Origin of the sequence: Chondrinema litorale, assembly GCF_026250525.1 — a bacterium.
Classification (GTDB): Bacteria; Bacteroidota; Bacteroidia; order Cytophagales; family Flammeovirgaceae; genus Chondrinema; species Chondrinema litorale.
Map to the genome: position 1 here is coordinate 15,714 of NZ_CP111055.1, position 13,666 is coordinate 29,379.

Consider the following 13,666-nt stretch of genomic DNA (forward strand, 5'->3'; position numbering starts at 1 on the left):
CCAATTAAGACAGTCTGCCACTTAATACTTCACCGCAGGGCAAAGGCCATAATAGAACCTGATGGGTTTTCCTTAGTACCACCAACCGATAGGGCTATATATTGTTTACCATCAATGAAGTACGAACAGACATTAGCATTATTAGCTGCAGGCAATTCTTGCTCCCAGACCATTTCACCTGTTTTCTTATTAAAAGCCCATATTTTTTTATCTTCTGCACCAGATATAAATACCAATCCCCCTGCCGTTACCATTGGTCCTGATCGTGCCAAAAGTCCAGTATACATTCCACCTTCTTCCTGTAGTTCTTCATCGTTGCCTAAAGGAATTTGCCATTCATATTCCCCAGTTGTAAGGTTTAAAGCATTCAAGGTATTCCAAGGTGTTTTTAATGCCGGGCTGCCACTCGGGTCGCTCCATGTTCGATAAGGAGTAATGTTCATATACCTTATTGGTTTTTCTGCATCAGAAGATATTTGGGGATCTTCGGTGCTGGCATCTTGTAAATCGTATAAAAAAGCTAAAAGTGCACGTTCTTCTCGTTCTGTTATAACACCTTTATAGCCTGGCATTTTTCCCCCGCCCTGTTGTATTTTTTGAAGAGTCTGGCTTTCTGGCATTCTACTCTTCAAGTCCACTAATGATGGTACATCCGACATCATTCCTTGTTTACCTGCACCATGACAAGCAACACAATGTTTTTCGTATGTTACTCGACCTAGTTCAAATCGGGTATTATTCTGTGCTGCAAAATGTTTGTCAGCATCCACAATGGTTTGAATCTCTGGCAGATTGTTACCCCTAATGTATAGAAAATACGTCTCAGGATCAAAGGCCAATCCACCCCAATTTGCACCACCACGCGTTGCCGGCATCGACAAAGTACCCTTAAGATCTGGAGGGGTAAACAAACCTTCATAACGTAACGACCTAAATTGCTTTAGAATGGAATCATAATCGGCATCAGAATAATGGTTCAAGTCATTTTCAGTCATCGATTGACGTACGAAAGGTGCAGGTTTCAACGGAAAGGGCTGAGTTTCATAGGCCACCTCACCCGGAAGGTTGGAGGCAGATACTTTGCGTTCCTCTACCGGAAATATGGGTTCTCCCGTATCACGGTCTAGTACAAATATAAATCCTTGCTTTGTAGCTTGAGCAACGGCATCCACTTCTTTTCCCTCATGGTTGAAGGTGACCAAATTGGGTGGACAAGGTAAATCATAATCCCAGATATCATGATGTACAGTCTGAAAATGCCATTTGTAACCACCAGTTGCAGCATCAAGAGCCAATACAGAATTTCCATAAAGATTGGCACCTATCCTATCAGCTCCATAGAAATCGTAGGACGGAGATCCCAATGCCAAAAAAACCATTCCGCGTTCGGAATCAATACTCATTCCAGCCCAACAATTGACACCTCCTGCGTATTTGTATGCTTCAGGGGGCCATGTTTCATACCCAGGTTCACCAGGATGTGGAATCGTGTGAAACGTCCAGACCAGCTCTCCTGTTTTTATATTGTAGGCTCGTACATATCCTGGAGGTGCCCCATAAAAATCCGGTAGCCTTGACCCAATGATAATTAAATCATTATATATGCTCCCAGGCGTAGTCAACGTAACCGAAATCTTTTCTGGATCATCGCGGACACCCACGTTCAAATTTACTTTACCATTTTCTCCAAAAGTGGAAATCAATTCACCTGTGATTGCATTGATAGCTACTAAATTGTTCCCTGCCGAATAAAGGATGCGTTTATCATCTCCTTCTTCCCAATACGTCACACCTCGACTGGCAGCAGTTGGTTCGCCTTCCTCTAGTGTCTTAAAGGCCCATATCTTTTCTCCCGTTTTGGCATTAATGGCATATACTGTCTGATTCCTTGAATTGGCATACATAACCCCATCGATGATGATCGGATTGGCCTGGCTCGATACAGCCGGTTCTTCTCCATCAGCCACATCATCGGCATGAAAATTCCAAATATTCTCCAGCTGACCTACATTGGAAACATCAATTTGATCCAAAGGGGAATAACTCGTACTTTTTTCATCGGCCTTATAGGTAGACCATGTATTACTACTCCATGAAAGCTCTTTTTTGCAACTGATATATAACAGTATTGGGAGTAGTAAAAGCCCATATTTTTTGATGTACAATTTGGTTATCGAATTTATCATTTTGACTTGCTTTCTAAATGCCTCGTGATTGTAACTAATAATTGCTGATCCGTTGGATGCAAATGCCAATTTAGTTTTGCACCTGTAGACATGGTTGCCAATACAATGTTATAATCGAAAGTTTCATCTGCATCACTTAAATAATTAAGCCAAACATCGCCTATATGATGTACATTTGGTGTTTTGTTTCCAATCGGAAAAACTGTATCCTGCCCAAAAGTTAATTGTGTTACAAAAGCAGTTAAGCTTATAAGAATAAGTCTTATCATGTGTTTTTCATTTTATTTGTTTTGTACTGCAAGATTCACTAATGCAATCTTACACTTAAATGTTATTTAAATAAGTATACAAATTACTGTTTTCACTACCACTATTACTGATCGGGTTATATATACTCTATTTCTGACGTATATTTAGAGTAACAAATGATATAAATTATGAGTGAGCACAAAATCTTCGATTCCATCAAATCTTATAATGATTTTAATAATCATTCCACTCTGCACCCTTTAGTAAGTGTTTTGGACTTTTCTAAAGCAAAGCTCAGACATGGTTACAAAATGTCCTTTGGTATCTATGCGATCATTTTAAAAAAAGTAGATTGTGGAGACATAGTTTATGGTAAGAATACCTATGATTACCAGGAAGACACTTTAGTATTTATTGGGCCTAAGCAAGTACTGGATGTAAGTCACAAATCAGATATGTATCAACCAGTTGGTAGAGCATTAACGTTTCATCCTGATTTAATACTCGGCACCCCACTAGCACAAAGATTTGATGAATATGGTTTTTTTTCTTATAACTTGAATGAGGCTCTACACCTTTCTTCTGATGAACAAAGTACGTTAGTTGATCTTCTTTTTAAAATTGATCATGAATTAAAAAGACCTATTGATAAACATACCAAAAAGCTAATTTCCTCCAATATCGGATTGTTTTTAGATTATTGTGAACGTTTTTATGATAGACAGTTTATTACGCGACAGCATGTTAATACAAGTATCTTAGCAAAGTTTGAAGATAACTTAAATAGCTATTTTAATTCTGAGAAGCCCTATTCCTTAGGTCTACCTTCAGTAGGATATTTTGCTGAAGAACTGCACTTGTCATCTAATTATTTTGGCGATTTGGTTAAAAAAGAGACTGGTAAGTCTGCTCAAGAATATATTCAAACCAAATTAATTGATATTGCAAAAAACAAAATATTTGATTCTCAAAAATCTGTAAAAGAAATTGCATTTGAGTTAGGGTTCAAGTATCCTCAACATTTCAACCGGGTTTTTAAGCAAAAGGTAGGGATTACTCCCAAAGAGTTTCGCCAGCTAAATAATTAAAAGTTTATAAACTTTTAAAGTTTGTATAGCAGGAGTAATTGCTAGATATATTTAATTTCTCTATGATTCTTTCTTTCAACACTCTTTAATTATTCTTCAGTGTGATAATTCTTATTTACAAGAAAACTGTAGAACTAAATATTAAATGGATTTGATACCGAAGGAAGGAAGATAATCTTCTTTTTTTATGAATAAAGTAGAAACTATTAGTGATTGTTATAAAGCTAAAAATGATTTAGCAATAAAAAATCAACAAAACATCGGTTATTTTAATGTATTTAAACTCTATCCCAATATTGTTAATGGAGCTAGACATACTCCTTTTAGAAGAAGAGATTATTTTAAAATAACATTAGTAGAAAAAGTACAAAAATTTCACTTTACTGATAATGTGAATAAATATTCATTGGTATTTTCAAACCCTCACATCCCTTATAGTTGGGAGCAAAAAGACCAAGTTTTCAATGGATACTTTTGTATTTTCAATCAGGCATTTTTTCGTCAATTTAGACATTTAAATCAATACTCTGCTTTTCAGCCTACTGGAAATCATATATTTGAATTATCACGTGAACAGTATGAAAATGTGTCTGATATATTTATTCGCATGTCTGATGAATTAAACTCAGATTATGTATATAAATATGATCTTTTAAGAACAATGGTTTATGAAATGGTTCACTTTGCACTTAAGATACGACCGACTTTAATATCCGTGAAGCAACCTATAAATGCTGCAAAAAGAATTTCTGAATTATTTTTAGAACTTCTAGAATCTCAGTTTCCAGTTGATGAACATCAAAGTGGATTACAATTTAGAACAGCATCTGATTTTGCTGATAAATTAAATGTACATGTAAATCACCTAAACAGAATTATAAAAGAAGCTACCCAAAAAACAACTACTCAAGTAATAACTGAACGAATATTACAAGAATCAAAATTTCTTTTAAAACAAAATGAATGGAGTGTCTCAAAAATTGCTTTTGTTTTGGGATTTTCAGAAGTAACACATTTTAATAATTTCTTTAAAAAAAATACAGGTACAACACCTTTGAAGTTTAGAAAAGGTTGACATATAAAACACTGAAATGCACTTTCAGTATTATACATGCTAAGTTTTTATACTAGTCCAAATGGATTTTACACTTGGAGTATTTGCGTTATAGAGCTAATGCGATACAAATTCATCGAAATTACCAAGGAAAAAATATTCTTCCCTGATAAACCTATTAGCCAGATCGCCTATGAGCTTGGTTTCAAACATCCACAACATTTTACCAGCCTTTTTAAAAATAAAATTGGACAATCTCCTAGTGACTATAGGTGATTAAACTAACTTTAAATTGAAATACTTTCAGGGTATTTTTATAACTCCATTTTGACGTACTGCTGTTTTGAATATAGTAAAGAGGTTTATATTTCAGCTATCTACTTATAAACATAATAGCCCATTATACGCTTTCACTTTGACCTATCAGTATTAGTAAAAAGAAACTTTATTGCGTCTTCAAAAGAAGGAATAGCCACACCCATATGACCCAACCCAGGATAAACTTTTGATTCAAGTAGGATATTACCTAGTGCCAATATCGATTCTTTAAATCTATCAATATCGTTTCCTTCATTCGATTTTATTTCTTCTCCTCCAATACTCAATATTAGATATGGAAGATCCCTTGCCTCAAAAGGTTGCTGTTCATTGAACTGATCAATAAGATAGCCATCATTGTACCATAAAGAAGGGCTTGTGGCTATATAATTATTAAATAGTGGTTGCTCCTCGTGCAAATCTTTCAGCAATGCGAAACAAGTAAAATATCCACCGAATGAATGACCTATGAGCGTGCTGTTTTTGGGGTCGGTCCTGTAGTTACCATTAATATTGGTCATTAATTCTTTCTTGATAAAATCATAAAAATGTTCCCCACCACCACTTATTGTGAGACTATCAGCTGGTAGAGCAACAGGAAACGTATAATCCCTGACCCTCAAAGAATCCATAATGTAAGCATTGGTATATCCAATCCCTACTACAATTGGAGCTACTTCCAATATATTTTGTTCAGATATTTCTTCAATGATTCGACAGATATGATCAAAGTAAGCGTTGGCATCTAGACAATAAATAACTGGCGAAGTTTTTTTATTATCATAACCTTTGGGCAGCTTTATGTATATATTAAAGGAATCTTTTACATTTTGAGACCATAGAGCGATGGATGGTTTAGTCTCTACTTCTTCTCGTTCCTCTGGTATATTCTCATCAACTAAAGCTGTTACATATATACAATAATGATGAGGAGGAGTATTCCAAGTACCAAGACTATTCTTTCTATAAAAACTCCTTGAAGAACCTCCCAGCTTTACCTCATAAGATACCCTCCTATGATCCTCTTTATCCATGTTGGGCAGAAATTCCAACGATACGACAAAATCATCTTCTAAAAAAATATTTTCATCAGTTACATCGAGCTTCAACCAACCTTTTTCAACGGGATGGGTCTGGACGATACTTCTATTGATTATCCTTTTTGAAGGGAGGTTGCCCATTGTATCATAGAAATTTATTCTGAAGGTGGCACTATCCCTTTCAGAATCGAAAAGATAGATATTGACCGATGTGATAAATGCTTTTGAGCCTTTAAGTTTTATCAGTTGTCCAATCTCAAAAATATCATTTTCCTGAAACATACCATCTGCAAAATGCATGAGCAGGTTACGTCTTTTTATCCCAAACTTTCTTTCTGTCAATTTTTCAGCAGTTATTTCTACAGCATCAAGTTGTGTCACGGATTCCTCTAGTATTACTGTCATAGCATTATCCGTGGATTGTATAGGTATAATGAAGTCCTTATATCCTACAAGAGAAAACGTCATTGTATCCTTCATAGACGCTTCAGGTATCAAGATGTTGAAATATCCATTTATCGATGTTGTAGTCCCAATATTTTTTCCCTTTATACCAATGTTCACATAAGAAAGTGGTTTTGAATCATTTGAATCAATGACCTTTCCAGTTACATTGATCTGTGCAAAGGATTGAGTTATAGATAATCCTAAAAAAATTACATAAAGATATTTCGAATAAATCATTTGCCAGATTTTTAAATTGAAAATCACAGGGATTTACAGTCAATATAATCTATATAGATAATGATTGATCCTATTATACCGTTGCCTACTTAATGAAATATAATTCATAAACTTAATAGCCCAGTATACGCTTTTTCTGAATTTTGTAGTATCATCTTCTCCTGTTCCATTTTCTAACTGAAACTCAAAAGACTCAAACGATTTGCACTCTACTATCCAACTATCAAATTTTTAAAACTGCTTGTAAACGACTTTGAAACACAAAAAATTAACTAAAATCGCTTTTGGTATTTCTACGCAATAGTAGTTCGGCATAAACCCTACAAATCTTGGCTTCTATCCTTTTATTCCGCGTCCTCTATTGCTTGCAGTAATACACTACAACCGAAGAATGGAGCAAATTTTTGTTTCATTCAAATTCTTACAATCATGTCTTCCAAAAAATTCGATCCTAATTATGTAGCTGAAGTTAAAATCTCGTATTCCTCAAAAATACCAGCTAGTAAAAGACCTACCATTACATCTTCTGCTTCAGCTGCTGAAATCTTAAGAAAACACTGGGAACCCGGACAACTTGGTTTTGTTGAAAGCTTTAAAATTTTATTACTCAACCGCGCTAACAAAGTATTGGGTATTTACACTGTCTCTACTGGTGGGATTTCTGGAACTGTGGCTGATCCTAAAACAATATTTATTGCGGCTTTGAAGTCATCTTCTGTCTCATTAATTTTATCGCATAACCACCCATCTGGGAATTTAACTCCAAGTCAGGCTGATATAAATATAACAAATAAAATCAAAGATGCTGGTAAGCTGCTTGATATTTCTATACTTGACCACATCATCATTACTGAAGAAAATCACTTCTCATTTCTTGACTCCGGGTTATTGTAAATAATTCCCGGCAAAAGCCGGGATTTTTTCAAACTACTCTATATTAATCATATGTTTAAAAAAAGATTTTTGGGTTAAACTATAATCAATCAATCTTCTTCCTTTTTCTCCCTCATCCATTATTAACTGAATAGAATTCCCTTTTGCAAGTGAAAAGCTATTATTGAACTGAATAATAAAAAGCTCTGATGCTCCAGGCTTAATTTCTTTGGGAAATACCAAACTTTCATATGATAGCACTTCTTTATCTGGTGAAATGGTAGCAATATTTTTCTTTTGTTTTGTTAGTAAAAAAGTCTGTAAAAATTCACAATGATAAGCTAGATTAGAAAAGTTTTTCATTTTAAAAGAGATGTAAATATTTTCCCCCTTGCTCATTATATTATTTACATAAAATCCTATCTGATTATTAATTGTACCTAATAGACATCGATCCTTCTGAAATTCAATATTATCGAACCAATCACCAACTGTGCTTTTAGCATCATGATTTTCAACAGTTTTTAAAGTCTTATTTTTAATTGGTTCTTTATAACCTACCTCTACACTAACAACGACATTACTATCATTTTTATAAAACTCTTTACCTTCATTAAAAAGAATTACTTCATCTTTAGAAAATTCATAGAAGTATTTTAATGTCCCATGATTTACTGTAATATCTGCTTGAAAAAGCCCATTTGAACATACAATACTAATATTAGAAGGTGGTAGATTTTGATTTGTATTTGCTTGAACAGCGCATAAGTTACTCTTTACAATTTTAGATGAAAAATATTTTTCTTCCATACCTAATTGTACTTCTTCTATTTTAAACTCTATTGGTACTTTTACATATACTACCTTAAATGCTGAAATAACAATACTCTTATTTTGTGCTTTTATTGAAGTTGAAATAAATAATAACACTAATAAAAAAATAGAAACTTTCATTTTACTAAAAGTTTAATTTTGGTAGAACTATTAAAGAATATCTCTTTCTTTTTATCTTTTCTTAAGCGGCTTGGCAACGATACACTTCCGACCATTGGAATACTTACATTAATATTATCTAGACTGCCATCTATTATGTCTTCTAGCTCTGAGTTTGCTTTTTGAAAACTTTCATCAATATCTTTAAATATTATCCCTTCCGTACCATTATTATCACAAACCACAATATTTATTGGTATTTCATCTGCTACTAGTTTAATTGTACTAATCGAAATATATACTTTTTCTTCAACAGAAACATTGCCTAACATTACTGTCCCTTTAGGGATTTCTCTGTCTTTAACCAAAAAAGACGTTGTATTTCTCAAATAAATAAAGTTATCTTGCCCAACAGTAAATCTTTTATCACCAATAAATTGAGCATCTACATAAATAAGATTTTTATCCAGTTTTTTTGGTTTGGATTCACTAACTTTTTTTTCAGTTTTGTGCAATAGACTGCCACTTCTTTCAAGATTAAAACTTACGTATGGGTCGTCATCTTTTTGAGCTTTATCTCTTTTCCCTTCTAATATTGAATTAACTATTTGTAGTTTATTTTTCCTTTTATGTGCTGTTAATTCTTGCTTTTGAACTTGCATCTCCTTCTCAATTTTTTTTTGAGAAGTTATTACTGGCGAGTCATCATTTATTGCCATGTTTTGAAGTTGTACATCTTTAACTGTCATCATTTTTTCACTTAAAGTAACAGCTTGCTTATAAGCTTTTTTCTCTTCTTTACTTTTATCTAAGACTTCCAACCTTTTATCTTTTTCATCTATTATGATATCAGCAGGAATAGGAGCAACTTGACTCTCAATATTGGTTGGTGTTTGTATAGAACTAATTTGATCTTGACTATCCAAATTAAATATCTGATTCCCAGAAATTAAAAACCCATGTATGTAGAAAAATACAGGTATTAATCCCATAAATACTAAATAAACAGAATCCACATTTCTTAATTTATGTATCATTCGTCAATCGCTTTACTTTCTACTACTAGATTTTTTATTAATAGACCCATCCTGTTTTTCTCTGATCTAAAACTTAGGGGTTCAACGATAGCTGCAGCATTAAATATCGTAACAGTTTGTAAATTATAATCAAATGATTTCTTGAAAATTTGTTTTCCATAAAATTCAACTATAACCTCGTTAGCATCATTAAAATGACTTTTCATACTATCCATTTTAATATCAACAAGCACATTATTCTCAACCCATGTATAATAAATAGGCACCTCTGTCTCTTGTTGCTTATCTACATAGTAAAAATTATAAAACTGATCAAAAACACTTTGATCCGCCCAATTTCTAGCTCTATCTATATTACTTTCAAAAGTTGAAGGTTCAAAAGAGAACATTGATTCTATAAAATTAACTGTATGCATTTCTGCATTATAATTTAGGTATGGATCAGTGAATGATCTTTGAACTGATATTGTTTGACCTGGAACAGATACATAGGCAGTTGCATAAGATAAATATAAACTTACAATATTGGTGATAACTAATATTATCACTAAAAAAGATAATAGTTTATTCTGAGACTTTACAATCTGCACAGCCCTATAATAGCTATTTAAAGGATGTTTTTCTTTTACATTCATAATTTATTCAGTTAATGATTTCCTTATAATAGACATATCATCAGCCATTCTCTCCATCGTTGTGGGCTTATATTGAGGCTTAAAAAAGTCTACAGTATTCACTGCTCCATCCATTAAAGATGTAGATTTCTGTTTAATTGATTCAGGGACTATCTTACCAACTAATCCAGCCAATTTACTACTGGCTTTTGATGTAGTTAATACTCCCATTGCACCAGTAGCAAAAGCACCAACAGCAGGTAAAGTACTTAATACAGTTTTACTTGCAGATTGTAACATACTAACTCCACTTGCCTCTCTTCCAATAATTTTTGCAGCCAGTGAACCTATTGTTCCATATGTAATAATTGATAATAATGGGATCACCCAATCAGCTATTGAAGTATCAATACTAATACTAGTGCGAAATGAAATATACCCTAAGATCCAATCAACAATTAAGAAGATTACCGCCCATAAGCAAAGTGAAAGGTTCTCTTGTAACCAAGAGAGGATATTTCCTCTAAACATGGGCAAAATTGCAAATAATGCAACAAACTGTCCGATGATGATATCAAGGTAAAGCAATAGCTTAAAGATTAAACTGAATAAATATTCAATACCCTGCCTTAAGGTATTGATTAATGAAACAAGTCCATGATGAATTAATTCTGTAACATTTAATCCCTTAAAAAGGGATAACACACTATTATCTTTTTCAAGTCCTAAAGCAACATCAACCTTTTTCTCAATATGACCAGACATTTTCTTTGTCATTTCTGCTTCATTCTTAACAATCCGAATCACTGAAATTTTTGTTTGAACAGATGCGTTCCCCCAACTTTCAAGATTGTTTTCATTGAGATAATTATTATTTTTCATAATTTTCTCCCACTTAATCAATTCACTTGAGTACATATTTTTGATAACATCAACTTCTTGGAGCCTAGACTCTAATTCTGAGACAAACCAGATTGGAAGCAAACAAATAGTATTAAAAGAAAAAAATACGGTTACTGGAAAAATCAATTTTCTAATAGCTGAAAAGAATATATCAGTGCCACTATAACTTAAATCCTGATTTTCCTTTTCAACCAGCTCAGTATATGCGTATATTACCACAGCAACTAAAATAAAAACTAGAGCGTATGGCATGAGATAAGACTTCAAAATACCTGTTACTTCTGCAAAAGCAGTAATATCTTCTTTATCAAACATGTTCTTCATCTTTTATTTGCTCAATGGCATACTCCATATTTCCAGTTTCTTCGAAATATTTCATTATTTTCTTATTAATCCTTGCCATTCTTGTATCACTGTCTGTATTAAGAGCTAGATAATATTCTTTTGATAATTTTAATCGAAAATTGAATACAAAATCATTTATTTTCAACACTCCTTCTCTCCATTTACCTGAGTTGTCTATAGCCTTAACTTTACGAATTGAAGCTTCTGTAAAACCTAAATAGCTTTTTAAATATTTAGTTGTAGCTTCTGTAAACTTTTGTTCTAAGACAATCACAGTATCTGTGTTTCCAGCAATTCTATTAGCTACACCAGTCTCATGTAACTTATCAAAAGTTTGATCTGCAAAACAAATTCCTGCATTGTGTTTTCTTGCAGTTTGGAACAAACCTGCTGTTACTTCTACCATAAAATCCTTTAGGATAAAAGTACCTTCATCAACTATAAAATATTTCAAAATACCGTTTAATCTAGCAGATTTAAATTTTGTATTCACAAGTTTTGAAATACATATAGCAACAATTCTAAATAGGAAAACATCTTCTTGAATTTTATCTAATTCAAATACTGTTAATTGATCATTAGTTATATCGAAGTTTTCTTTAGCATTAAAGAGTGTTTCGTAAATCCCCCCTTTGTAAAACTTTTTAAAAGCTATCAATACCTTCTCAAAAGGAAACTGATTCTTAATGCTATCAAAGCTTTGCTTATTACCTTTATTTGTAAATACTTCTTCACGAAATGATATTAAAAACTCATAAAATGAGTTGAAGTTTACAATCTTAATTTTTCCAGTATTTATCAAATGATAAAACTTTGATAGAATATCATCTATTAAAATGTCTTTTATTGTATTAATTTCTTCCTTTGTAAATCTATCATGTATTGCTGAAATCAATAATGGCACTAAAAAATCAAGTTCTTCTTTAGTGTAAATGAAATCGCCTTTTTCATCTTTACTCAGCAAAAATGGATTGAATGAAAGAGGACTTTCATTAGTATATCTATATAGTTTACCCCTTAAAAAACTAACCATTTTCTCAAAGCTATTACCTTTATCTAGTAAAATAATATGACCTCCAGTATTCCATAAATATCTAATAAAATATCCCATGAAATTAGATTTACCAGAACCTGTTTTGCCAAAAATCAACATGTTCAGATTAGTTTTTTTAACCTCAGTATTACCAAACATTGCTGATTTGTTTATCAAATCTATAAAAGTGGGTTTGCCAGTTTTTGTTGAAACAAGCATTCCTTTTGGATTAAAAACCCCATTTGTTTCATAAGGAAAAAGACAACAAACTTGACCAAGCTTACCAAGTAATTGTCTAGGGAGTTCATACCCATTGCCTGCCATACATCCTAAATATGTACTCAAATTATTAAAGTTTTCTTCAATAGCTGGAAAATTAAGTCTATCAAATCCACGCTTAGCAAGTTCACTGGCTTTTACTAATCCATTTTCTGAATTAGCCATTACCATCACATTCAAAGCATAAGTCACAAAGTATTCTTGTGGATCATTTTCAACACTTTCAATAAACCCATTTACAAAGTGGTATTTTTCTCTATTATTATCAAACCGAGCACCTAAACTATTAAGATCTCTATTATGCTTTTTCAATTTATTACCAAACATTGCCTTATCATGAATCAAGAAAGACAAATTAGTAATATGTTCACAGTTTAATCCCAAAGTTATTGGAGTAACAAATGATGCTGGTAGTGATAATTGTTTTTGCACTGGCGTTGTAAAGTCAGTTGTAAAATTTGGATAATCTATCTCTAATAAATCTGCATCTGGATTTTTATGCATGGATAAAAATGACAAATACTTCCCCCCTATTTGTAAACAAGTACCTCTATCTTGAATATTTCCGAAGTGTGGTTGTTCAAAAAAATGTAATGAGACATAGGCTTGCATATAACTTAGCAAAGCTGTCTCATCCATTAAAACTGCTTTTACTTGAACAGTTTCATTTAAAATTGTGGCAAATTGATTAACTATTTTTATTTTATCATTTACTTCTGGATAGTTAACATTAGTTGTTAGTTTTCTTTTATCTATTCTCTTAAATCCTTCATCTCCATATATTACAAAGTCACTAATATGATATTTTTGCGGAAAAGAAATAAATAGAAAACAACGATGCTTAGTTTCATAAGCTTGTTCATGCATACTTATAACTGATTGGTCTAGATAGTCCTGTCCATCAATAGTCAAATCGATTTTTTGTGGTTTGTATACATTTTGAAAATGGATGCATGTACCTGCAGGTAAGTTCTTAAAGAAAAACTTCATTGGATTGATAATATAGGAAACTATTTGATCTTCTTCCATC

General features: G+C 32.6%; 12 protein-coding genes. 4 read left to right on the forward strand and 8 right to left on the reverse strand.

What is annotated here, in order from left to right; translation table 11 throughout:
• Positions 1–29 precede the first annotated feature (29 nt).
• On the reverse strand, positions 30–2,186 hold the full coding sequence (locus OQ292_RS33835) for a pyrroloquinoline quinone-dependent dehydrogenase (RefSeq protein WP_284688707.1): 2,157 nt from the start codon (positions 2,184–2,186) through the stop codon (positions 30–32).
• Complete coding sequence (locus OQ292_RS33840) at positions 2,183–2,455, reverse strand: cupin domain-containing protein (RefSeq protein ID WP_284688708.1); 273 nt, start codon at positions 2,453–2,455, stop codon at positions 2,183–2,185. Before OQ292_RS33840 ends, OQ292_RS33835 begins: the two co-directional genes overlap by 4 nt.
• A gap of 168 nt (positions 2,456–2,623) precedes the next feature.
• Between OQ292_RS33840 and OQ292_RS33845 the strand changes: the two genes are divergently transcribed.
• The 3 genes from OQ292_RS33845 (at position 2,624) to OQ292_RS33855 (ending at position 4,853) form a co-directional block, all read left to right on the forward strand.
• On the forward strand, positions 2,624–3,523 hold the full coding sequence (locus tag OQ292_RS33845) for a helix-turn-helix domain-containing protein (RefSeq protein ID WP_284688709.1): 900 nt from the start codon (positions 2,624–2,626) through the stop codon (positions 3,521–3,523).
• A gap of 187 nt (positions 3,524–3,710) precedes the next feature.
• A complete protein-coding gene (locus tag OQ292_RS33850) occupies positions 3,711–4,598 on the forward strand; it encodes a helix-turn-helix domain-containing protein (RefSeq protein WP_284688710.1) in 888 nt (295 codons plus the stop codon).
• 99 nt (positions 4,599–4,697) lie between these two features.
• The gene (locus tag OQ292_RS33855; protein WP_284688711.1) at positions 4,698–4,853 is read left to right on the forward strand and encodes an AraC family transcriptional regulator; all 156 of its coding nucleotides are present in this window, start codon (positions 4,698–4,700) and stop codon (positions 4,851–4,853) included.
• A gap of 134 nt (positions 4,854–4,987) precedes the next feature.
• Here OQ292_RS33855 and OQ292_RS33860 read toward each other — a convergent pair whose 3' ends face one another.
• A complete protein-coding gene (locus OQ292_RS33860; RefSeq protein WP_284688712.1) occupies positions 4,988–6,619 on the reverse strand; it encodes an alpha/beta hydrolase-fold protein in 1,632 nt (543 codons plus the stop codon).
• Positions 6,620–7,048: 429 nt separating this feature from the next.
• Between OQ292_RS33860 and OQ292_RS33865 the strand changes: the two genes are divergently transcribed.
• Complete coding sequence (locus OQ292_RS33865) at positions 7,049–7,513, forward strand: JAB domain-containing protein (protein WP_284688713.1); 465 nt, start codon at positions 7,049–7,051, stop codon at positions 7,511–7,513.
• A gap of 33 nt (positions 7,514–7,546) precedes the next feature.
• On the opposite strand, the gene OQ292_RS33870 is transcribed toward OQ292_RS33865, so the two are convergent.
• From OQ292_RS33870 to OQ292_RS33890, 5 genes are read right to left on the reverse strand one after another with little or no spacing between them, the layout of a single operon-like run.
• Positions 7,547–8,446 (reverse strand): DUF4138 domain-containing protein, encoded by a 900-nt coding sequence (locus OQ292_RS33870; RefSeq protein WP_284688714.1) that lies wholly within the window; start codon positions 8,444–8,446, stop codon positions 7,547–7,549.
• A complete protein-coding gene (gene traM / locus OQ292_RS33875) occupies positions 8,443–9,462 on the reverse strand; it encodes a conjugative transposon protein TraM (protein WP_284688715.1) in 1,020 nt (339 codons plus the stop codon). The genes OQ292_RS33870 and traM overlap by 4 nt, the downstream gene beginning before the upstream one ends.
• Positions 9,459–10,097, reverse strand: coding sequence for a hypothetical protein (locus OQ292_RS33880; protein ID WP_284688716.1), 639 nt, complete (start codon positions 10,095–10,097; stop codon positions 9,459–9,461). Before OQ292_RS33880 ends, traM begins: the two co-directional genes overlap by 4 nt.
• A 3-nt stretch (positions 10,098–10,100) precedes the next feature.
• Positions 10,101–11,294, reverse strand: coding sequence for a hypothetical protein (locus tag OQ292_RS33885; protein ID WP_284688717.1), 1,194 nt, complete (start codon positions 11,292–11,294; stop codon positions 10,101–10,103).
• On the reverse strand, positions 11,287–13,665 hold the full coding sequence (locus tag OQ292_RS33890; RefSeq protein ID WP_284688718.1) for a VirB4 family type IV secretion system protein: 2,379 nt from the start codon (positions 13,663–13,665) through the stop codon (positions 11,287–11,289). Before OQ292_RS33890 ends, OQ292_RS33885 begins: the two co-directional genes overlap by 8 nt.
• Position 13,666 lies beyond the last annotated feature (1 nt).